14 protein-coding genes are annotated in these 22,337 nt (G+C 57.9%); 3 read left to right on the top strand and 11 right to left on the bottom strand.

Annotated features, from left to right (window positions below):
- Positions 1-43: 43 nt before the first annotated feature.
- Genes J4E08_RS19710 through J4E08_RS19700 form a run of 3 tightly spaced genes read left to right on the top strand, consistent with a single transcriptional unit; the run spans position 44 to position 4,453 of the window.
- Positions 44-1,696, top strand: a complete 1,653-nt coding sequence (locus tag J4E08_RS19710) for a DEAD/DEAH box helicase (RefSeq protein WP_349539936.1) — start codon at positions 44-46, stop codon at positions 1,694-1,696.
- Positions 1,680-3,512, top strand: coding sequence for an ATP-binding protein (locus tag J4E08_RS19705; RefSeq protein WP_099912472.1), 1,833 nt, complete (start codon positions 1,680-1,682; stop codon positions 3,510-3,512). Before J4E08_RS19710 ends, J4E08_RS19705 begins: the two co-directional genes overlap by 17 nt.
- Complete coding sequence (locus tag J4E08_RS19700; RefSeq protein WP_349539935.1) at positions 3,512-4,453, top strand: phospholipase D family protein; 942 nt, start codon at positions 3,512-3,514, stop codon at positions 4,451-4,453. Before J4E08_RS19705 ends, J4E08_RS19700 begins: the two co-directional genes overlap by 1 nt.
- A 17-nt stretch (positions 4,454-4,470) precedes the next feature.
- On the opposite strand, the gene J4E08_RS19695 is transcribed toward J4E08_RS19700, so the two are convergent.
- The 11 genes from J4E08_RS19695 to J4E08_RS19645 all read right to left on the bottom strand — a co-directional run bounded on the left by J4E08_RS19695 (position 4,471) and on the right by J4E08_RS19645 (position 22,320).
- Positions 4,471-6,363, bottom strand: coding sequence for a hypothetical protein (locus tag J4E08_RS19695; RefSeq protein WP_349539934.1), 1,893 nt, complete (start codon positions 6,361-6,363; stop codon positions 4,471-4,473).
- Positions 6,363-8,684 (bottom strand): sensor histidine kinase, encoded by a 2,322-nt coding sequence (locus J4E08_RS19690; RefSeq protein WP_349539933.1) that lies wholly within the window; start codon positions 8,682-8,684, stop codon positions 6,363-6,365. Before J4E08_RS19690 ends, J4E08_RS19695 begins: the two co-directional genes overlap by 1 nt.
- Positions 8,685-8,777: 93 nt before the next feature.
- Positions 8,778-9,614, bottom strand: coding sequence for a phosphoadenosine phosphosulfate reductase family protein (locus tag J4E08_RS19685; RefSeq protein ID WP_349539932.1), 837 nt, complete (start codon positions 9,612-9,614; stop codon positions 8,778-8,780).
- Positions 9,611-12,844: a hypothetical protein gene (locus J4E08_RS19680; protein WP_349539931.1), complete on the bottom strand. Its 3,234-nt coding sequence runs from the start codon at positions 12,842-12,844 to the stop codon at positions 9,611-9,613. The genes J4E08_RS19685 and J4E08_RS19680 overlap by 4 nt, the downstream gene beginning before the upstream one ends.
- Before the next feature lie 70 nt (positions 12,845-12,914).
- On the bottom strand, positions 12,915-13,841 hold the full coding sequence (locus J4E08_RS19675; protein WP_349539930.1) for a DUF4007 family protein: 927 nt from the start codon (positions 13,839-13,841) through the stop codon (positions 12,915-12,917).
- 9 nt (positions 13,842-13,850) lie between these two features.
- Entirely contained in the window at positions 13,851-15,008 is a 1,158-nt protein-coding gene (locus tag J4E08_RS19670; protein WP_349539929.1) for a cysteine desulfurase family protein, read from the bottom strand.
- 197 nt (positions 15,009-15,205) lie between these two features.
- Complete coding sequence (locus J4E08_RS19665) at positions 15,206-17,173, bottom strand: type IV secretory system conjugative DNA transfer family protein (RefSeq protein ID WP_349539928.1); 1,968 nt, start codon at positions 17,171-17,173, stop codon at positions 15,206-15,208.
- Positions 17,174-17,181: 8 nt separating this feature from the next.
- Positions 17,182-19,515, bottom strand: coding sequence for a relaxase/mobilization nuclease domain-containing protein (locus tag J4E08_RS19660; RefSeq protein ID WP_349539927.1), 2,334 nt, complete (start codon positions 19,513-19,515; stop codon positions 17,182-17,184).
- Positions 19,502-20,083, bottom strand: a complete 582-nt coding sequence (locus J4E08_RS19655; RefSeq protein ID WP_349539926.1) for a helix-turn-helix domain-containing protein — start codon at positions 20,081-20,083, stop codon at positions 19,502-19,504. Before J4E08_RS19655 ends, J4E08_RS19660 begins: the two co-directional genes overlap by 14 nt.
- A 562-nt stretch (positions 20,084-20,645) precedes the next feature.
- On the bottom strand, positions 20,646-20,852 hold the full coding sequence (locus J4E08_RS19650; protein ID WP_007120662.1) for a hypothetical protein: 207 nt from the start codon (positions 20,850-20,852) through the stop codon (positions 20,646-20,648).
- 538 nt (positions 20,853-21,390) lie between these two features.
- The gene (locus J4E08_RS19645) at positions 21,391-22,320 is read right to left on the bottom strand and encodes a DUF2493 domain-containing protein (protein ID WP_349539925.1); all 930 of its coding nucleotides are present in this window, start codon (positions 22,318-22,320) and stop codon (positions 21,391-21,393) included.
- Positions 22,321-22,337 lie beyond the last annotated feature (17 nt).

Below are 22,337 nucleotides of genomic sequence, written 5' to 3'. Positions count from 1 at the left end.
CCAGCAATTGTTCCAGAACGATTGAGAGGGCAGCGAGCAGGCCATGTCATCCGATACAGACATTGATTTGGATTCGCCGGGCCTTGCATTTTCCAAACTTCTAATGCTGGCGAAGCCCGGGAGGGTAAAGGCGCTTCTTCCTGACGAAATGCTCGACATTCTAGATGGGTTAGAACCGGGTTTCAGCACTTCAAAGAAATTGACTGCGTTGGCAGTGAACATGTTGGATCCTACCGAGACGCTGCAGAACGATACGTTGCGGGACTCCGTGATTTCTCTGATGCCGCTGAAGAAGGCGCGCGAGCTTTGCACAAAACTCGGGACACCAGCCGGGCGAAACCCTTTCGATGATGCACTGAAGCTCGCGTCGGACGAAGAGAACTTCCCAGCATTGCTTTCCTTTTTTGGGGTCATCGATGACCCGACTGCCCCAGGGGCGCAGCTACCAGGAAATGATCGCGCGCCCGTCGGCTATGGGCTCTTTGAGCATCAGCGAGTGGCGGCAAGGCGCACTGAACGGATGCTCTTCGAGGGCCCCCACCGTGGTGTCCTGCACATGCCAACAGGCGCAGGAAAAACACGTACCGCAATGCACCTTGTCGCATCCCACCTGAGCGCCAGTGAGCCGACACTGGTCGTATGGCTCGCCCAGAACATAGAGCTTCTCGATCAAGCCGCAGATGAGTTTCAGAAGTCGTGGCGCTTCCTTGGCAACAGGGATGTCGGGCTTTGGCGGCTTTGGGGAAACAAGCGTGTCGATCTTGCCAACGCCAAGGACGGGCTAGTTGTCGCTGGCTTAGGTAAAATGTCAGCATTGGAAAAGAACTCGGTGAATGAATTGCTCACTTTGGCTGACCGAGTATCTTTGGTCATCATCGACGAGGCACACCAAGCGATCGCTCCAACATATCGCTCTGTACTTGACGCCCTAACAACAAAACGGGCGACGACGCGTCTCCTTGGCCTTACGGCCACTCCCGGACGAACCTGGGATGATTTGAGCAAAGACGAAGAGCTCTCCGAATTCTTCGGTCGTGAAAAGGTAATGTTGGAAATCGAAGGCCACCCCGACCCGGTCACATATCTGATGGAAGAAGGCTATCTTGCCCGTCCGCACTTCCGGACTCTGAATGTGCAGGCCGGACTCGACTTGTCACAAGAGGACATGAAGGGCCTGTCACAGGCGATTGATGTGCCGGGGGACGTTCTGGAGCGACTAGGTCAAAGCACACAAAGAAACCTCAGGATAATTTCAGAGTGCGAGCATCTCGTGTCATCCCATCGCCGCGTCATTGTCTTTGCCCCATCGGTTGCCAACGCTAGGATGCTGGCGGCCATCATGGTCGCACGCGGCACCGAAGCACTTGTCGTCACCGGAGAATCCGCTCCGGCGGCTCGCGAACGGGCAATTCGACGCTTCAAGAGCCAGGCGCCAGAACCTATTGTGATGTTCAACTATGGCGTTCTGACAACTGGATTCGATGCACCGCAAACGAGCGCGGCCATCATTGCCCGCCCGACCAAATCCTTGGTTCTCTATAGCCAAATGGTGGGCCGGGCTACGCGAGGTGTAAGAGCTGGGGGAAATGAAACCTCAGAGATTGTCACGGTGACGGATACTGAAATGCACGGCTTCGGAGATGTAGCTGACGCTTTCTGCAATTGGGAAGATGTTTGGAATGAACGAAATTGTTAGCGACGGGACCACTGAATCCGGGTTCATTATTCCACCGGAACTCGCCGTAAAAGCGATGCGCGATAGTGGGTATCGAAATACCGCATACGCTCTCGCAGAGCTGATCGACAACTCAATTCAGGCTGACGCCAGTGAAGTTGAGCTCATCTGTGTCGAGAAGTACGAACAGGTAAATTCTCAGCAGCGCCTTCGCCTGCAGGAAATCGGCACGATCGACAACGGCAAGGGCATGTCCGCACGAACATTGGCCATCGCACTGCAGTTTGGAAACGGCACTCACCTGGATGATCGAGCTGGCATTGGACGGTTCGGCATGGGACTTCCAAACTCGTCAATTTCGCAATGTCGCCGTTTGGATGTCTGGACTTGGACGAACGGGCCGGACAATGCCATTCATTCCTATCTGGATGTCGCTGACATTCAAAGCGGTGTGAAAGATCGGGTGCCGCCGCCAACTCCTTCAGCCCTTCCCAGCAAATGGCGCGAACGGTCCGAAATCTTGGGGACCTCCGGTACACTCGTGGTCTGGTCGCGATTTGAAGAGTATCGACTTACATGGCGAGGCGCTGAGGCGACCCTGCGAAACACCGAGGCGATCATCGGCCGGATGTATCGCAAGTTCATTAACGATGGCCGTGTCGCCATTCATCTCGTACGGGTGGAAGAGGGTGGGAACACCGGCCGCCGGTTGGCGGTTGTCAATGATCCCCTCTACCTTATGCCGAACTCCTCCACTCCCGAACCTTTTGACAAGGTTGCAATGTTTCAACGTTGGGGCGAGAACGACGAAGAGTTCACAATCGATCTTGGAGGCAAGCAGCATAAAGTTTTTGTCAGATTCAGTTGGGCCAAGCCGGAAACCGTGCCTGATGACGGGCTGAATCGCGGCGCAAAGCCGTATGGCAAACATGCCATGAAGAACCTCGGCCTTTCGATCGTTCGAGAAGGTCGTGAACTCGATTTGGATACATCTTGGACCAACAGCTATGATCCCACCGAACGATGGTGGGGAGCTGAGGTCGAATTCCCTGCCACGCTCGACGAAATCTTCGGCGTAACGAACAACAAGCAAAGTGCGACGATCTTTTCGCAACTGGCCCAATATGATTGGAAGGCCGACGCGGAAGAAAATGAAAGCCGCTCCTCTTTCATTGAACGAGCGAGCAGCGAAGGTGACCCGCGGGCGCTCCTAATCCCTATCGTCGAGCACATCCGGGAACAGATCACCCAACTGAGGAAAAGAACAGAACAGCAGACGAAAGGCACAAGAAGCACGGGCGGTCGCAAACGTCACGAAGAACCAGGCGTAGAAGACACAGTCACCTCGAAATTCCGTCAGCGTGCGGACGAGGGACATGAGACGCCAGGAGACACGGAGGATTTTGGAGCCGATGACCGGGATGCCTATGAAGACGACTTGAAGGACGACAAGCACTATCCCGACGACGTCGCCAAAGCCATTGCTGACGCCATCCTTACGAGAAAGCGCAAGGTTGCTTTCCTCGAAAAAGCCATGGAAGGCTATGCGTTCTTCAACGTGGAGAGCGTCCAAGGCGGTGTCACCAACGTTATCTTCAATTCCAACCATCCGTTCTACGAAAACCTGGTGAGAGCGCTGAACCCGGACACAGAAGAAGATACCGAAAAGGAACTGCTCGACCGCGTACACATGGCTTCTGACACACTGCGCATCGTGTTTTCGGCTTGGGCTCGCTACGAAATGGAAGAAGTCAGGCACAAGCAACGCCTATCGGACATGCGTCAAGAGTGGGGCAAGATGACCCGGTTCTTCCTCGACGATGGCGAGGATGATTAATGCCGGGTGAGATGCTTGGCGACCAGCTGCTGGAACTAGTGTCATCGGCAAAAGAGCGAGTCGTCCTCGTTGCGCCCTTCATTAAGGTCGATGCACTACAGCGGGTATTGGACGCCATCCCGATTTCGGCAGGGCCGCATATAGACTGCGTAACGCGGTGGCGGCCCGAAGATATCGTGGACGGCGTCTGTGACTTGGAGATCTTCGACGTCATCGCCGATCGCGCGAAAGCGCAGCTTTGGAGACAGTCAAACCTGCACGCTAAGTTCTTCCGGTCCGACCAGTCTTGTCTCATTGGGTCCGCAAATCTGACCGGGCGAGCACTTGGTTGGCGTCTCCCGACCAATCTCGAACTACTTGTTGAGCTAGATATGAGCCAACATGAGCTCCAGGCATGGGAAGCATCGCTAATGAGCCGCTGCGTTCCGGTGACGGCCGAACTGCGTGATCAGATCGCGCACCAGGCCGCAGAGTTGGCGGCTCAGCGTCCGAAGATAACTTCGATCGATGTTGAGCACGACGATGATCCGAGTTTTCGATGGATACCCCTCTGCCCATCGCCACAACGTCTATTCAAGGTATATACCGGCGAGCTTGACGAGGCAAAAATGGTCCGGTCAGCCTACGAATTCGCGCAGCGCGATTTGAGAACATTAGGCCCGCCCAAAGGCTACTCGGAGGAACAGTTCCTAGAGTACGTTGCAGATCGACTCCAGCAGCTGGAAGTCGTCCAGAAAGTGGTCTCTGCCAGCAGTTCAGGGGTTTCTGATACTCAGGCGGCGGAGCTGATCGCAGAGTATATCGATGAGTCATCAATGATTGGTCCGACTGACGCCTGGAGAATTCTCAAACAATGGATGATGCACTTCTTTCCGGAGCAGTATCGAATAGAGGTAAGCCAAGAAGTCTTGGTCAAGGGCCGAACCATTTCTTCCGGGTAGCGTTGCCATCCATTGAACTAGACATTCGCTGGTCCTTCACTCAGTTCGAAGATCAAACCGGCTCCCTGATGTTGGTTGACATCCTGAAAGGCGTCTTGAGCAGATTCGTTGATGATGATCTTGCCAATTTCGACGCTCGCACCATCACCCGGTACTTTGCAGGGCTTCGGCTTGGCATCTGACTTGTATTCAACACCCGTTGTGAACAGAGCGTCCAACGCGCTTGGAGCCAAGGTCGATTGGAGTTTCGCCCTGCTAGTTTCGTAGACCTCTGCGATTGCCGCCCGGACCTCTTTCATAAAGCCAAACCTGTGCGCAGCGTCGAACGCGAGCCTATTAGAGCTCTCACCTACCAGAATTCCATCGAGGTTCGTTGCCAATGGCACAAGTTCGCGGTGGCTGTTCGTGAAATACACCACACACCGAATCGGGAACATCGATGGCATGGTTTTCAGTTCTCCAACCCGACCCAAGTCACTGAGTAACTTTTGCTGCAGCGCAATTGCCGTATGCTCCTTCAACCTCGCAGGGACAAAACACGAGCCGTGCGGCGGCAGAAGATTGGTGAGCGCGTCGCTCCCAATCGTCTCGATATGCTTCAAGTCCCATTTAACGATACCGCGCAGTTCCTCATTCAGATCCAAGACAGGGGTATGGACTCCATTGGCTACAGCTTTGAAGCTGAGCGCCCCGTGATCGTGAAAGGTGCCTGCGAGCAATAGGACACGCTTGGCCTTCGGTGGATCCCGCACAAGGTCGCACAAAGGCGTCAGTACGAGGAAGACGCGTCGCTCTTCGCCCTCGAAAATTGTGCCGTTCCGAACATCGGGCCCGTCAGCGTCTGGTGAAATCGCAAGGATGTCGCCCAAGGAAACTGGAAAGCCGCCACTCGGATCAAGTTGCCTTCTTTTTTTATTTACAAACAGTGTCTTACGAACAACCTCAAGCGTGTTCTTGTTTCCCGTGATTGAATTCGGGGGAAAGGACGTCGCTTCTAGCGAGTTGAGCGCGATCGCCGCGTCGATAACGCCTTGTTCCGCCTCCAGTTCATGTGCCAGCACTGCATCCATAATATCGACCATGTAGCCACCCAACGGCACTCCTTCTGACGATAGCATCTGTTTCACGTGAGAAAGATCTTCGAGATCGAGCTTCCGAACTTCACTTTGCGCTCGTTGCAGCGCTTGTGAGATGCCGGTCTCCCAGGATTTCAGGAACGCCCACAGCTTCAGCGCATCTCCTCGATGCTCGGACAATTCGAAGACAAGCTGCTCAAGGAGCCCGTCCTCTTCGATTTCCGACTTTTTGATGGTCCTGAAGCCGGACGCCAGTAGCCCCGTCTTGTCGCGAAACTCATGGCGAAGGTCATGGAGGCTGTTGTGTGCAGAGGTCAATATCACCATAGGCGGGTTGCCGGCCCGATCCTTCAAGATCTCTTTCAAGCCGCTGATGGATCGCTCCTTATCACCCTCCGCTTGCTCAGACCCAAGAAACAGATCGACAATAATAAGATCGGCCTCTTTTGCAGCGGTAACGAAATCCCTACCGACTTCGCTTACTTTCAAGCCGATGCCATCAAGCTTCGCGGCCGCAGCGTCGATGAATTTCCGGACTTGCTGTTGATTTCCGAGGAATGCCTCAAACACGTTGCCGAGAGCGTTACCAGAAAATTCCTCCCGTCGTTCAAACGCTAGCGTGACGAAGGTCTGGTCTTTGATCAGCGCTTCCGCATCGAGATCCTTGTGCTCGGGGTAGATCTCATCGAGCAACGCTTTGTCCTCGGCTGTCAAATCAGCCCAGAAAACCGACCATTCATCATCCACATTTCCAAGGTCGGACACTAGGGGTGACGGATCTACACCGTCATCGACAATTATTGCTGTAGCAACGCCGTTATGTTGGATATCCATTAGGTTTGTTCCGAAATACAATACTCAAATGTATTCAGGCGCCCGAAATCATTTACCGGCTCCTCTTGTAGCTCGAGTGATCCACCTGCTGCGACGGCGTTGGCCTTGGCGATGTAAAGACCTAAGCCGCGCCGTTTCTTGCTCTCTTTTAAGGAGAAGAACATATCAAAGATGCGATCTTTATGTTCAGGGTCGATCCCCGGGCCATTGTCAGAAAATATGATTCTGGTCGGAGAGCCGACAATGCTGACACTGATCTGAGGTTCGAACAGAGGCGACTTCTCTTTTTCTAGGCTCAACCAGTAGACGGAATTCGCAAGTAGGTTCTCGAATATCTGCACAACATAGCCTTTGACCGTCTTGGTCATGAAGCGGTCTTTTGGCGGTTCATACTTGAGATGAATTTCGTGCCTACTAAACTGAGTCTGATGATCCTCAAGGGTCTCGCTGATGAGCTGGGTAAGCGAAAAAGTCTCGGGTGCTTGTCGCCCGCTTACACTCAATGGGTCCAGAATGCGCAGTCTCTTGTGAATGCTCTTCATCGAAGCCGCCAACCCATCCAAGCCTGTTACGACTTCGTCCGACGTTGCCGTGCTTCGAATTTCCCGAATGCGCTCCAAAGCATGCTCTGAGGTGCGTGCGAGTTCGTGAGCGACGATTTCGACCAGTAGTCCAATGCCGGCCATGTCTTGCATTAGCTTCGCATCGCCCTCGACCTCGGCGTTACGTTCTCTCAAGATCTTTGCGAGCTCCGTCAGCTCGAGCAATGTTTGTTGTAGTTCTTCTATCGTTTCGCGTTCTTGGTTGGTCGTTACTGAACGCAAATTGCTGATTGCCTTCTGCGCTCTCGTCTCGAGCCTTGCGATCTCTGTCTTTGCTTCCACTGGTTTTGCACGCTTGGTCTTGTATTTGGTCTCCGCACGCCTCATCGCGTTGCGCAATTGGTCTTGAATAGAGAACTGAACAATCCTCAGCATCGCTTGCTGTTCGTGGGTCTCTCTCAGGCCCTCCCGATTGGTTTGATCTACGAGACCGGGATTCGCGCTTCGACTGACGTCGACTTGACCGACAAGCTGAATCTTGTTGAGGAGGTATCCTCTGGCCATAAGAGCTTCACGATCAAGTCCGAGCCAGTCATCCTTTTCTTGCCCATACGGATAGACCCGAAAGTCATCGCGATACATTCTGATCCCGGTCCATTGACGGTGTAGCTTCAGGATCTGCTCGCGATCCATCCCACCCTCCGCCTTAACACGGCGCCTGTTGTACCAATGCGCCTCGAAGGTGAATGGACCCAAGTCAGTCAACGCATCCTCTGGAATCGCCTCGTCCCGGCCGCGTATCATTGCAAACAGGTCCTTCTCCCCGAACCTTAGCTCCTCTTCGACAACTGGGTGCTCAAAACCTAACTCTCTGAGTTTCAAGTTCAGGGTAAGCTGGGGTCCGCTTTCTCCTAACGTGTATGCCCCCCAAATGCTGGCGTGGGCGAGCTTGAGAAAGCTCTTTCCAAGCATAGGAACTGGGATGCGCTCACCATTCCATACCAATGCAATTCGTGGTCGATTTCTGCTATCTGCAAGGGGATTGGTCAGAAAAGCAAAATCTTCAGCGGCCAACTGTTTGATCCGGCCTTCGTTCCAATCGGATGTTAGCTCTGAGATAGTAAGAACAGTTCCGGAGTAGTTTGGCGATGGCTTTGCGCCAGACGTACTTGCCTTGATATCTATGTCTTCGATCATCTTATTGACGTCTTCAAACGCCCGCCAATCGATCGATAGGTGATTGAGTTTCGTGTCTTTCTTTCGCGCGGTTTCGATAGAGAGCGTTCCACCCAATCGCATTGCTGACAACCGACCCAAGCCTTTCTCGCCGAGAAAATCAGGCTTTTTCTGCCCTTCGGCAACGGACTTCTCTACGGCGATCTTTCGTGAGGGTGTACCAATGACCAGAAATTTGTCTTCCAGATCCGTCGCCGACATCCCAGTGCCAGTATCAATGACGCGGATCGTGTTAAGCGAATAGACCTCGTTCAACGCTTTAGAAAGTTGATCATAAGAGTCTGCGGCAGCAATCAACTTTTGCGCTTTGTCATAGATCGTTGTGGCAGCTGAGTTCAGCTCGGACAGGCAACGCTCCTTGAGATTTTGCAGCGGGACTTCTTGCTCTTTCGAGCGATTGCGAAGCGAGCTGAAGCTTCGCAGACCAAGCACAACATCAAAGCGCACCTCAACGCCGTTCTCGGTTCGCGCGTCAAACCCGTTCTTGATAAGTTCATAAAACGCGATCACGTCCGAACTGATAAGCTCGGAGCCGAGTTCCAAAACTGTTCTTGCCGTTACTTTAAACAAATACTGCCTTTCTCGCCCCTTGTCGAAGCACCGTGCCGCGAATCTATATGCTAATGGGCCTGGAGACTATTTGTGACAAACAACACATGAATTTCCCTCAAAGACACCAAAAATCTCGTCGATCGACGGCTCGGAGCGCGCTGACAGTGGGTTGGGCCGCACGGCGCGCATGGCGCGGGCCCGGCGCTTTTCGTAGTCCGCCTTGATCGCCTCAACACGTTCAGGTTTGGCGAGGTCGTCTAAGCTTTCACCATCGCTCCAGGTGAACGGGGATCCATGTTCCTCAGCCGTCTTTTCATATGCACGTGCTTCTTCGAACGCTTTGGGGTGCTCTTCCATCAGGCGCACCCATTCTATCTTCTGCTGGAAGAAGCAGAAGGTGCATCCGGACCTGGACCGCCAGCGATAGTATTCTGGCTCGCCGATGTCAGTGTCTTTCAGCAAATCGACGACACCGGCCTTGTCGATGCCGGCGTCCCGAAGAGGAAAGCGCACCAACATGTTTGGATGCTGTGACTTGTAGCCAGTCCGATTTGGTTCATCGGCCCGGATAGCAACGTAGGAGTGGACGACTACGCCCTTTTCCAGGTCGTCACGCAGCCACAGGTTCAACGGTCTCAGCTTTAGTTGCCGTGTGCACCAACGGGTCTTGGCCGACGGCAAGAAATGCCCATACTCCGCCAGCCAGAAATCGAAATCCCGATCTGGGTTCAGCCGATTGATCCGCTTGCCAAGGAACCCCTCGAGCCTGTTCAGAAAGTCATAGACCTCTGGCAGTTCCTTCCCTGTGTCGGTGAAGAAGTACTCCATGTCGATGTCTGGGTGGTTCTGTCGCATATAGACGGCCAAGGCCGCACTATCGCGGCCGCCCGATATCCCGAGAATGTGTCGTTCGTTGGTCATGTTTCAATCTTGTCCATATTATCGGTGAGCGCCGCAACAGCCCGAGCGAGAGCGGCCAACGCGAGTTCATGCCCATGTTCACTTTGGCCAAGATTCCGAATGATCTGGTCCGCAAGCTTGCTTGCAGTTTCTTTTTCGTTTTCGCTGAGTTCGAAACTCTGAAGGATTGGCGGCTGCTTCGGATCCACGCCTACAATGAGAGCGATCGCTTCCGTGTTTGATTTTCGGTCGCGCATCAACGCCACGGCTTCGGCCTGCCTGAAGCGGCGCCCAAGCCTTGCTACCTCAGACAAAGCCCCTTCGCGGTTGCGGTCGGACCAGTCGCGCATGGGCTTCGGCTGCAGAGTTCCGGCCACTGCCTCTAGGCTGCCGGTCCCGGCTTCAATCTCCCCAACACGCGCCGCAAAAGCCTCGAACTTCAGGTCTGAGCTCAATCCCTTGATGGACTCTGCGCGTTCAAGGCTTCCGGCAAAGGTGTCACTCGGAACTCCGATGGAATGCGCCAACGCTTGCCGCAGATCTTTAGCGAGGCCATCATAGGCCGCCTCACACTCTTCAATCGCAGCGACAGTCTTTTCAACTAGATCACCTTTGATATTCAGGCCGGGAAGCGTTTCGAAGAGCAGTGTTTCGGGATCGTCTGCGTGCCGGATTGCATCGCGTATCTTTCGCGTGTCGGCAGAGACGAGATTGGTGCGCTTGGCAAAGTCGCTCAGAGCCTCGATCCGCTGGAAGGCCGCGCTTGCAACCGTAAGTGCAGATGCATCAGACAGGCCCAGCCCTTCCGCAAGCCGGGATAAGAACGCCAGATGGTGCTCAGAACGTCCAGCGGGCCGCAGCACAATGGCCGAAGGATCCTGAAGCATCCTGTCGACAAAGATGTCATCGAGATCCGCCACAAAGCGACCGTCTTGGTAGACAGCATAGGTCTGCCGATTTGCGAGCATGAATGCGAGCGCTAGAACCGGCATCACGCCGATCTTCATGCCAAAGGGCACGCCCCGCCAGACCTCATAGACTTCCGCCAGCGACTGCTCCTTTTTCGAGTGCAAAACCTTCCAGGCTGGCTTCAGGGAAGCACCGGTCATGGTCCTATCTGGATCAGCAAAACCGTAGCCCGACTTGGATTTTCGGTGCAGACCATTCGGGGTCAGGGTTGTGAGGTAGAGACCGAATGCAGCGGGAAACCCTTCGAAGCCAAGGTTTTTCTGATCCGGGTTTTTCACCATGGCATGGCTAAGGGCTCGAAGAGCGGCCGCAGCGCTCGAGGAAGGTCTGTCCTTTTGCAGCAGTTCGCTGTGAATGATTGGTGTCGAGTGATAGGCAGTGTCAGCCAAGCGCGATGCCGCAGCGGACAAAGAGAGCACTACATCGGAGTCGTTTGTCCCCAGGATTTGCCATTGGCTCGACAGCATAAGGCGCTGGAGTTCGACGTTCGAGCGATTGCGCAGCAATGCCTCACGCGCACGGATTCCCCGTCGCGCGATCCTATCTCCGGCTATCTGCGGTACTTGCTTTTGAACTTGAGCCAACGCCGCCAGGTCGCCTGCATCTTCGATCAAGCGCTTCCCATCTCCGACCAAAGAGACTGCGCTTACGACGCCCGTACGCCTTAGAATCCGAACAATCTCATCCATCATCGCTTCGATGTCTGGCGAGCGCGCGTCTTGGGGCGCGATGGCCATCACCATGACACCACTAACTGCCGACGCCTTGCGACCTACGGTACGCTTGAACTCATTTGGATCGAAGTGCTCACCCAGGCACTCTACGTGCAACGCAAAGGTTCGCAGTACGCCGCAATCGAAGTAATGTCGTTTAGCGACAATGTGGTCGAAGCCGGCTTTTGCGGCGACTTGGGAAAGATCTGAGGAGGTGGTCCGACCGCCAAATCTCTCAAGAGCCGCATCGAGGTCAAAATCGCTGCCGGAGAATAACGCATACCCACCCACGCGCTTCTGGCGAAGCAAAACTCCCCAGTCACATAGCTCATCGAGTGCACCCGTGATATCAGGGACGCTGCTCCCCGGAACTGCGATCAAAAGGGCAGCCTGGTCGACGGCCAACCCAGTCCCGTTCTTGAAGATCTCAATGAGCGCGGCTGACTTCGCCAGCCTCACGTGCAGGTCGGTTCCGAGCACGTTCGCTTTCTCGATTGCCTCCGCCGCGAGCGTCATCTGCGGCCCCAACGGACCAGCCGCAAGAGCAAGACCAAAGTTCGACTGAAGATAGTCCCAGAGACGATCGGGGTCGAAGGTTTCCCCTGAGGTTGCCGGTGTCGACTTAAGGAATTCGCGAAACCCCCCGGGTTCTTCGGACGCCAGGAATCCGAAGATGCTGCGCTCGTTCTGACCAAAGCTTCGGCGTGTGATCCCGCCAAGCAACAAGGCGCAAATCGGGTTCAAAGGCCAGGTCTGCGCAAGCGCCTCGGTCAGCTCCGCTTCGTCCGTCGGTCGATTTGAGGCGACGAATGTTGCCAAACTTCTTGCCTGCGCTTCCGCTGTGCCAGGGTTCTCATCCGTATCGATTGCCCGCCCGAGCAACCTGACCGTCTCATCACTTGCAGAAAGGAAGGACAGATCCTGGAACCGCCCCTGGATCTTGGCCCATTCGAGACGGGCGCTCGAAGCGAGCTTGTCCGCATATGCCTCAAATGCCTGATGCAAGATTCCGATCACAACGAAACGACCGTCGCTTCTGGCACTTACCTCAGCCAGATCCTGTAGGAGGTGCGCATCGTGGTCTTTATCGGCCGCGGCTTCGAGGAACTTTCCCAATTCATCCAGAACCAGAACAATTGGTCCCTGACTGGCGTGCTCAGATATGTCTTGGATGAGTTGGCCGTCGCTCTTGGTCGCGCGTTCCTTTTGTGCGCGGGTCCACCTGTATCGCTCTGCGATTTTCTCGGCGACCGCCTGTCTGAGGCTAACACGGCTTCCGGTAACCGGAATAACAGCCCAATTGCCCAAGCGGGGATCGAAGGCTTTCTCAATTGCCTTTGACAGTTTCGGCCCGGCGATCTTCCGAGCGAGAGACTTTCCTTCCTTGGAACCGGCAACAAGGTTACCCAAAAGCAATGCTGTACTCGACTTGCCGCCGCCGTAGGGTCCGGTCCAGGTAAAAGCGCTTTGTGCTCCCTCCGATAGCGATGCGGCCATCGCGAGGAGCGATTTTTCGGTACTGGCCTGGAGAACATAGCCTTGAAGGGGCGGCGTCCCGGTCAGGTCCATGTCGATCCGTGCACTTCGCACGAACCGGCCGTTTAGTCTGACTTTGTCTGAGAGCGTATCAGGCACCATATCATGCAACCTTTCCGCGGCGCGCGATCTCGCCAAATGCGCGATGCAGCAGAGCATCCGTGTGAGGACGCCGATTGCGTTGGACCTGTCGCAGGCCAGCCGTATCCGTCCAGACGAAGGCACCACCAGTGCTTTCGTCGATCCGCATCAGCCGCTCGATGACGCTGTCTTCGTCCATCTTGAACACCCGTCCGGGACTGCCGGCGTCGTGGCAGATCAATTCCGCAGCGAGCGTCGCGCGGTTGTCGTGCGCCCGAGTCCAGTAGGCGTCCAAGGCGTAGGCGAAGAGGGCGTCGTGAAGGTTCGGCTTTGGGCCAACCGAGAATTCGTACCATCCGCTCGAGCCAGTTTCCTGGATCAACGCTAGTTCAGCCAGCAAGGGTTCCGCAGCGTCATCCATCGCCCCGCTCGGTCGGCTGCAGTAGCTCCGCAGAAAGACCGTGACGTCGTTCTGGATGGTCTTGTGAGCACCACGCCATCCCTTTTGCTCGATCAACTTCTCGATGGCATCCACCAAATCCGTCGATCGAAACTCATGACCAAATAACCCGTTGAAACAATAGTAGAAAGTTGTGGTGTGCTCCGGTACCGATGCAAGCTTCCAATGGATGAGCCACAGTGAGGTTGGATGCTCCAGAAAAGGGTCAAATCCGTTCTCGCCGAAGAGCAGGTCACCCAAATCATCGGGCTTTAGCTCCTTGCCGTCGAGTTGGATTACTTCCGCGGCTTGCGCCCAAAATCGCATCGAAACAGCCATGTTTCGGCCAACGCCGAACCGGGAGATGGCTTCGTCGTCCTTGAACACGGTCAGCGGGGCGCCGCCCCGAACCGCGTCATATGCTTTGCGCAACCAAAGGATGCGCAGCGGGAATGTTTCGTGCCCGGCGAATTGCGGTTTGCCGGACCAATTGTCAAATACATCGGCCATAAGCCTATGCTACTGGTGAAGCTCACCAGTAGCAAGGAGGACTTTCTCCACTGCGCCGGCCATGATCGCCGTCGCCGAGCCAATATCGTCTTCAGAAAGCCACCACCCGACACCTATGCGCAGGAAGCGTTTCTGCTCGTCATGAGTGAGATGCAGCGCGGAAAGAACCGGTGAAGGCTGCAAAGAACCGGAATGGCAGGCAGACGCATTCGAAAGACATACTTTGGTGTTCAGACTGTCGATCAGATCTGAGCTCGCCGGCGTGTTGATAATGAATGCGGCGGCCCCGGGAACCGCCGGACTTGATGGGAAAAGCCGCTCCACTCGCAATCCGTTGCCAGAGAGTTGCTCTTCGAACATGGTTATCAGACCCCTGCTGTGGACGGACTCTCGCGCCATGTTCTGAGCCGATATCTCAGCTGCACGGCCCATCGACGCGACCATCGCGGCAGGTTGCGTTCCGCTCAGGTACTCTTCCAACGGTCTTGCGGATGTCAGCTCGGATGGCTTTGGGGCGTTGGCGGCAACGAACAGTGCACCGACACCCTGTGGTCCCCCAAATTTGTGAGCCGACAAGCTGAGGTAGTCGGCGCCGAGATCGAATACGTCGATCGGATGCTTGCCCGCTGCCTGTGCAGCATCGACATGCATGAGCGCACCGACTGCATGCGCCATTTCACTTATCTTTTCAATTGGTTGGATCACACCTGTCAAGTTACTTGCAAGCATCGTGCTGACGAGCAGTGTGGTCTCGCCTAAAAGAGCTTCCAAACTTTCCAGGCAAATCGAACCACTTGCTCCGACAGGACACACCGGAACCTCGAAGCCCAGCTCGCGCAGCGCTTCTGCAGGACGTCGAACCGCGTCGTGTTCCAGCGCGGACAGAATGATTTTGTTTCTACTTGGAACCTGACCCGCAAGGGTGCGCGCAGCCCCTATGATCGCGAGCGCATTTGCCTCCGTAGCGCCGGAGGTTATGAATATCTCGTTCGGCGCAGCGCCGATGAGATCAGCGACTGCCCTTCTTCCTTTTTCGTAGAGACTGCTGGCCTGCCAGCCGGCAACGTGATTGGAGTTCGCATTTCCGGGTTGGGCCAGTGCTTCTATGAGTGCGTCTTTGGCTTCCGGACGCATTGGCCAGCTCGCCAGGCCATCAAGGTAATACATGCTGTCTGCTTCACTCCCAAAAACCGCCGGATATCCTCAATACAGAAAGCACAGTGAGCCACATTCAGCCAATTCGGTGCAGTTATATTTTTGCACCATGATACTGGTATCTGAAAGTGTTGCCATACAGTTCTTGTTGCGTCTTTTCTACCTTCGTATTTTCAAGATATCATTCCCCCAAAGACACACCAACCGCCTCAAAGACATTCTCTCATATTCGACTCCAGCTCGCCCAACCGATCCACGGCGGTCCTTAGCTGATCGTCTCCCTCCTCCCTTATAGGATCATCAGAACGCACCTGCGCCGCAAAATCCATCTCCATCTGTCGTTGTTCCTCTGCGATCACAGCTTGAACGACAGGCGCTGTCTTCTTTGGGGCGACATCGGTTTGCCCTGACCACTGGCCGTCAGCAGCCTCGCGGGCGGCCTCGGATCCGCCTGACCCGTCTGGCGGCTGTGTCATCGGCATGGCGCGCATACTCAGCGGCAGCGTGCCTTGCGCCCCCCCTCCCCCCGGTTCGGGAAACGGCAACTCCCCCGACTGCGCATCATGGATCGCCTTGAACAGCCGGTCGTCAAAATACCGGATCCGCTTCGCACGGACGGGCATCTGCGCATCGATCACCATGACGATTTCATCGAGCGGCAAGCGGCGCGCCTCATCTTCGGGGAGCAGTGAACTTTCTTCGGTCCGGGTGGATTGGCTGCGGCCCTCGAAGGGGTTCTTGCCGATGGATTGGGAGCGCGTGACGACGGTTTTCGTGGTCTTGCCGACCGCCTTGCTCAATTCCTCGACTGTCTTCTCATCCGAGGGCGTGAGGTAGAGCTTCACGCCCGCGTTGCCCTGCAGCGCACGGCGGGTGTTTTCGCCATAGATTTCATCGAGGGCGGGGATGGTTTGTGTCACGACGGCCAGGTGGCCGCGATAGGTCCGCAGGGTCTCGATGCTCTCGACCACGATGGGCATCTTGCCGAGACGGTTGAACTCGTCGAGCATGATCATCACTGGCCACGGCTCGTCTGGCCCGGGATCCTTTTCCTGCATGGCCGAGAGCAGGTCGGAGAAAAACAGCCGGATCAGCGGCGCGAGCGGCTTCACCATCAGCGGCTGGACCACGAGATAGACCGAAAAGGGCTTCTTGCGGATCGTTCGGAAGTCAAAGTCCGACACCGCCGTCGCCTCATCGATGGCAGGGTTTTGCCATTGGTCGAGCCCCGAGGTCATCAGGAGCGAGACATAGGAGGTCAGCGTGTCGTTATTGGTCGAAGCGAGCCGCGTGAAGATCAGTTTGGCGGCCCTGTTGTCGACCTCGTGCCCCCGCGCGAAGTATTCCTTCTGCTTGTTCCCACCCGAGGCCGCGATGCGGTAGATCTCGCCCAAGGTGGGGCGCTTGCGCTGGAAGGCCAACAAGCCTGCCGCCACGAAGAGATCGATCCCGCCCTTGAGGAGGCCCTGCACCCGGTCATTGTCGCTCTGCAGGAACAGCGTCGCCAGGAGCTGCAGTTCCATCTGCTGGCGCGCGGGATCTTTCAGCTCGAAGATGCGCAGGAGCGGGTTGTAACGATGCGTGCGCTTGCCCTCCCAATCGGTGGGGGCAAAGCGATAGACCTTGTCGCCTTGGGCGGCGCGGTGCCGGGCCGTGGCCTCGAAACACTCGCCCTTCACATCGAGCGTCACGGCGGAGCCTTGCCAGGTCAACAGGTTCGGAATGACGAAGCCCGTGGTCTTGCCGCGGCCCGTGGGCGCCACGATCAGCGCATGCGGAAAAACCTTCGAGCATATGTAATTGGCGCGGGAGCCCGGCGGTCCCAGCTTGCCGAGGATGAACCCGGTCCCGGGCGCCCCGAAGAACCCATTGGCCTTCATCTCGCGCGCACTCTGCCAATGGGTCTGGCCAAAGCGTGTCAGGGCGGAGCCCGAGAGGGCGAGGCTCAGCATCAGGCCGGCGGCGGCGAAGCTGCCGATGATCAGGTGAATAAGTTGGGCGTCCTCGGGGCGGCGATCGAGGATCGCCAGATAGTTCTGCGCGATATAGGCAAAGTCGATCTCTGCCCCGAAGCCGAGATCCTGATAGGTCAGCACCGCCGAGGCGATGGTATAGCCCATGGCCCCGGTCACCAGCGTCACCAGAAAGACCCCTGTGGCGATCCGCGCTTTTCCCATGGAGGCGCTCAATGGACCTGACCCCGCACGGTCTCGCCATCCACGTCTGTCGCGCGGTGTTTTTCGTATTCGGTGTCGGCAAGATCATCGACCACCTGGCGCAAGGCCTCCGTGTTGGCCGTCGCGGCATCGGATTGCAGATAGACCTTGGCGACATAGAGCCGGTCGAGGCGGTCCTCGAGAACCTTTTCCAGCGCATCGGCATCACCGGATGTGAGCCGCTCAAGTTGACGGTCATCCAGCACCCGCGCGATCTCGGTTCGGAAAGCGTCCCGCTCCGCCTCGGTCTCGAAAGGCGCGGACAACTCCCCCGCCCGCTCATGGTCCAGGACACGCGCAAACTCGTCTGCGAGGCGGTCGGTACGGCCAGACTGCGAAGCAGTTTCACCGCGGGCTGCGAGGAGTGCGTCGCGCGTGCCAGACCCGAGCCCGTCGCGCATCTCGGTTTCGCGGCGGACCTGATTGATGACCTCCGTGTCGCGTATCCGGGCGACGGCCGCGTAGGTCGCGCCAAGCCCGCGGGCGAGGTGGGACGGCATGTCCGGATAGCGCTCCCTGAATTCATCCGTGACAGCATCTGCAACGGGCGTGCGGACGTCGCGTCCCTCCATGATGCGGTCGACCTCGCGGGTGATCTCGCTGGCGCGGGCCGCATCGGTGATGGTCTCCCTGTAGGGCTCAGACCGGTCGATCACATCGCCGGGACGTGCGAGCAAGTCCGGGTGTGCCTCGAGATACGCGCGCTGCTCCGTCTCGATCCGACGCTCCGCCCGCGAGACCACCTCCCAGTCCCGGTCCTCGATCTGCTGCGCGGTCAGACCCTCCGCGCGCATTTCCTGACGGATTGTCCCTTCCATCGCCCGGACCGCGTCCCGGTGATAATGGAACCGCTCACTGACCGTTTCCGCTTCCACGACACCGTCCCGGCGCAGCACGTTCTCCCGTTCCAAGAGCGTGCCGAGCGCAACATGCACATCATTGAGAATGTCGCGCGCCTGTTCCAGATCAGCGCGGCGTTCGAGGTTAAGATCGCGCGCCTCAGCTACTTTGGCGAGATCATTGGCGATCCATTGATGCTCGAGCGCTGCATTTGAGGCGCCCGTCTCGATCCGGGCCACCACCTCCGATGTGCTGATCCCCGTGCCGCGCAGGGCCGCGTCGATCCGTGAGCGCAGGCCTGGCTCGGCAAGACGTTCTAGCTGGTTGGTGTCGATATTCGCCTCTGAGTAGACCCCGCCCTCCGACGGCACCTCAGACAGCGTGCTCGAACGCAATCCGAGCGGCTGCATGTGTTGGACCTGCGTCTGGATCTCGATAAGACGTTTTTCCAGCACGGGACGTTCCGAGTCAGACTTCTCGGCGATCATGCCCTGCACCCGCGCGAGCTTCTCGGCATAGAGGCTTCTCAGGTCCTCGAAGCTTTGATCTTCGGCCATATACACATCTCCTGTTCGGTCCACCTGCCCGCCATGCGCAAGCACCTCGCCCGCGCGGAAGAGTGCCGCGGCGATGTCTTCCCGGGCCTCCCGGGAGGCCTCTGCGGCAAGCGAATGGTAGACGGTTCTGGTGTTGGCGATCTCTGCCAGCGTCCGGGTCAAGTCGGCCCCTACACGTTCCCGCTCGCGGGGCGCGCGACCCTCTTCTTTCGCCGCATAAACCTCGCTGGTGCGGGCTGGGTAATGTACCACGCCGCGATCCACCCGGCGCGTGGCCTCCAGTCGCACGCCGTATTTCTCGGCCTCCTCGACCATGGCGAGGCGGAAGTCGTCATAGTTGAAGCGGTGGTTGCGCCCCAGAAAGAAGAACTCGCCTTCCTGCGAGCGGCGGTTCAGCACCAGATGCGCATGGGGGTGATCGCGGTCTTCATGCACCGCGATGATGTAATCGAAATGCCCCGCGTCGGTCTGGAAGAACCGCTCGGCCACGTCCGTCGCGATGTCGCGCACATCCTCCCCGCGCGTGCCGATGGGGAAGGACATGAGCATGTGGGTGGTCTGGCCCAGCTTGGGCTTGAAGCCCGCATCCCACCGCTTGGCAAAGCGCTCGGTCAGATCCTTGATGTCACCCGCCTCGAGCTTCGCCTTGCCATCCAGGAACCCGCTACTGTCCACGATATGGGTGGACTTGGTGGTGAGGTAATCGAGCTGGTTTACGAGCTGCGATTTGGTATGCGTGCCCCCGCCCCGGATCGCCTTGAAGACCGCTGGCCGATGCCCTGCTGCCGCACGCGCAAGCTGGGTCTGCTTGGCGACATGCAGACCTTGCATCGAGCCCCGAACGCGGCTCCAGCCATCCCGGAAGACCTCGCCCGTGACGGCATGGACGGCATCATTCAGCCGCATGGGCAAACTCCCTCAGCGCGGTCGTGGCCTGCAGCCGCATGGCGTCACGACGGCGGCGTAGAAGCAGGTCGATCTCGTCGGCAGAATCCAGGATGAACCGCGCCAGCCCGCGCATCTGCGCGAGGCGCAATTCGGTGAACTCCGGGCCAGCCCCCTGCCCCTGCCGGTTGGCCCGCGTCATCTGCTTGGCGATCTGCGCGACTCCATTGCCGACTTCGTGCAGAGACGCCCTGTAGCGCACCATCTCAGCCGCCACCTGCGCGTCCGGAACGAACACGCCACCCGCCGCCTGGATGAGCCGCCGCAGCCCCTCGGCACGGCTCTCGATCCCGGCGGCGGCCAGCACTTCATCAAGCGCCGCCAGCTCCGCAGCCGTGACCTTCACACTGACTGCTGAGACCGGAATAGCGGTATCGGTCTGGCGCTCGGCATCAGCTTTCAGGACGTAGCGCACGGCGCGCGATGTAACCCCGAACCTCGCAGCCAGCTCGGACGTCGACACACCCTCCGCGGCCTCGCGGACGATCTGCATCTTCTCGATCTCTGTCAGGCGTTTTGTTCGGGACATGCGGAAGAAAGACCCCCTATTTCCTGCCACCTTCCACCAAGGCTGCCCCCACCTTACGATAATATACCGATATGTCAATTATATACTTACGTCGCATTCAGTCTCAGGCAGCCTTGGTGTCCGCTTCCCCCGCGGCCCGCAGGGACGCGGCTCTGCCGCCCTCACCACCGGGTGCACCACCTGTCCTAGGGGTCCCGTCCACCAGCCCCGCCCGAGGGTCTGGCCGAACGCGCATGTGTTCGGACGGAACCGCGGGCGGGCGCAAACCCCACCGACAGGGCGGACAGGCAGGGTCAAGGAGGGCCAGATTTGGCTTGCCAAATCTCTGCCGCAAAAACCGGGAGGCCCTGGCCGATAGGTTTTTGTGGATGGCCCCCTTGAGGCTGACTGGCCGGTCTGTCGCGGCCTGATCATTTCGGGAGGAGTGCGTCTGTTGAACGCGCAGCGGCCGACGGCTTCGTGAAGTCGCCTCGGGCGATCTGACCGCCGGACGCGGCATCCCTGGAACAGGGATCGGGCCGCCCCAAGATCGTGCTGGGGCGGCCCATCCTCGTCAGAGGATTTAGTCCTGGGGATCTTTCGCGCTCGGTGGGAACATCACCAGCTCCGAGACCGCGACCGGGAAGTCGAGCTTGAGGCTGAAGAACTCCGAGCCGTCCCCGTTGCGGGTGTTGCGGAACATCGCACCCACGCGCTGAAAACGGGTGCGCTCCTGGCCATCGGTGTCGGTGAACTTGACGGGGACGGTGGCGACGTAGTGGTTGGTCATTTGGGTTACTCCTTGTTGCGATGGGGATCATCCAGCACGGGGGCAAGAGGCCCGGTCGCAAGCGCAAATGCGGAGGGTCCGCGGCCAGCCGTGGAAGCCGTATTTGTGCTTGCCGAAGCGGGAGCGGAGGGCACGGACGGGCCGACCCCGTGCGATCCACATCTATGAGCAAAAAGGAGTGATCCGGATGACCCTTGCCATCACGCAGCCGCCACCATCCGCGTCCGCGTCCCGCCGAGCCTGGCCGGGGTGCCGACGGAGCCCGCCCGCGTGGATGCGATGTTCCGAAACACGCCCCGAGGGACGTGCAGGTCTTCAGCCTCATGTGCGACGTCTCGACCCCTCGCGTCTTGCGCTGCTGACGATGTGCGTGAGGTGCGCACCATCCCCATCCCGTACCGATGCGGATGGGCCGCACTCTGACGGACTGGGTAGAGGGATGGCAGTGCCGGCCGCTGCAGACTGCCGATCACGCATGACCGATCGCACGCGCCATGAGACATGACGAAAGGGCCGCGCCAAGCGCGGCCCCCTCTCTTCAATCCTGCGACGCCTTCTTCGCCGGGTCCGCAACCCGCATGACCGTCAGGCCTTTCGCTTCCGCCTTCTGCCCGAGGTTCAGTGCGACCCCGTTGCCGCCGAAGAGTACAACCCCCGTCGCCGCGAACTTGTCGTCCAGCATCTCATCGTTGCACTTGAACGGTGCCGCCCGCCCGTGCGCGGACCAGCGCGGATCGAAGCGCGCCTGCGCGACCCCGCGTGCCCGGGCCCACCGAGCCGCAATCATCTCCGCCCCGTGCTTGCCACCCTTGTGGCAGAGGAAGATCTCCTGGTTGCGGTTCTGCTTGATGCGTTCGCGAACCTTGTCGAGCGTGTTGAAGATCACATCGACATCGGTCCAGTCGGTGGCGCCTGAGACGATCAGGGGAACCCCCTCGACTTTCGATTTCTCGGCAGTCTCGCGGTCGTGCTGCTCCAGGAGCTGCCGTGCCTCGAACACTGCCCCGGTCTCTTTCGCCCGGACGCTTGCGCGGGAGCCTGCCGCCGGGATGAAGGCGTGGCCCGTTTCAATCTCGTAGCATTCCGCCGCCGCCTCGCTCATCACCTCAATGGCGCTGACGATCTCGCGCAGCTGCACGAAGCGGGCCTGCGCCTCTTCGAGCGCGGTCTCGGCGATCTCCGATCCGTCGTGGGATTTTGCCAGCGCGCCGATCTTGTCGGCGGTGCGGTCGACCTCCTTGCCGAGCGCCACCTTGCGGCGCTGCAGGATCGTCGCGAGCCCATGGGCCAGCGGTTCGATTTCGGCTTCAAGCCCGGTCCCGCGCAGCTGCCCGAGCAATGACTCGAAGCTTTCGCGGATGATGTGGTCGCTCAGGACGTGATCTTCCGGGATCGGCAGCTGCGCGTCCTTCTCGGTCAGTCCGAAAAGCTCGATGGTCTCGTAGGTGTTTGCGGTGTCGTAAGCCATGTCTGGTCTCCAGTGTT

Origin of the sequence: Sagittula sp. NFXS13 (assembly GCF_040148795.1) — a bacterium.
Taxonomy (GTDB): domain Bacteria; phylum Pseudomonadota; class Alphaproteobacteria; order Rhodobacterales; family Rhodobacteraceae; genus Sagittula; species Sagittula marina.
The sequence above is the reverse complement of the archived record's forward strand: the minus strand, read 5'-3'. Positions and strand labels throughout refer to the sequence as shown.

What these genes read in the sequence shown, in the direction of transcription:
- J4E08_RS19680 (WP_349539931.1), bottom strand. Translation starts at nt 12,844, where the DNA reads ATGGACCTGACCGGGACGCCGCCCCTTCAAGGCTATGTTCTCCAGGCC.
- J4E08_RS19675 (WP_349539930.1), bottom strand. Translation starts at nt 13,841, where the DNA reads ATGGCCGATGTATTTGACAATTGGTCCGGCAAACCGCAATTCGCCGGG.
- J4E08_RS19695 (WP_349539934.1), bottom strand. Translation starts at nt 6,363, where the DNA reads ATGGATATCCAACATAACGGCGTTGCTACAGCAATAATTGTCGATGAC.
- J4E08_RS19660 (WP_349539927.1), bottom strand. Translation starts at nt 19,515, where the DNA reads ATGCGGCTGAATGATGCCGTCCATGCCGTCACGGGCGAGGTCTTCCGG.
- J4E08_RS19655 (WP_349539926.1), bottom strand. Translation starts at nt 20,083, where the DNA reads ATGTCCCGAACAAAACGCCTGACAGAGATCGAGAAGATGCAGATCGTC.
- J4E08_RS19700 (WP_349539935.1), top strand. Translation starts at nt 3,512, where the DNA reads ATGCCGGGTGAGATGCTTGGCGACCAGCTGCTGGAACTAGTGTCATCG.
- J4E08_RS19665 (WP_349539928.1), bottom strand. Translation starts at nt 17,173, where the DNA reads ATGGGAAAAGCGCGGATCGCCACAGGGGTCTTTCTGGTGACGCTGGTG.
- J4E08_RS19645 (WP_349539925.1), bottom strand. Translation starts at nt 22,320, where the DNA reads ATGGCTTACGACACCGCAAACACCTACGAGACCATCGAGCTTTTCGGA.
- J4E08_RS19705 (WP_099912472.1), top strand. Translation starts at nt 1,680, where the DNA reads ATGAACGAAATTGTTAGCGACGGGACCACTGAATCCGGGTTCATTATT.
- J4E08_RS19650 (WP_007120662.1), bottom strand. Translation starts at nt 20,852, where the DNA reads ATGACCAACCACTACGTCGCCACCGTCCCCGTCAAGTTCACCGACACC.
- J4E08_RS19710 (WP_349539936.1), top strand. Translation starts at nt 44, where the DNA reads ATGTCATCCGATACAGACATTGATTTGGATTCGCCGGGCCTTGCATTT.
- J4E08_RS19670 (WP_349539929.1), bottom strand. Translation starts at nt 15,008, where the DNA reads ATGTATTACCTTGATGGCCTGGCGAGCTGGCCAATGCGTCCGGAAGCC.
- J4E08_RS19685 (WP_349539932.1), bottom strand. Translation starts at nt 9,614, where the DNA reads ATGACCAACGAACGACACATTCTCGGGATATCGGGCGGCCGCGATAGT.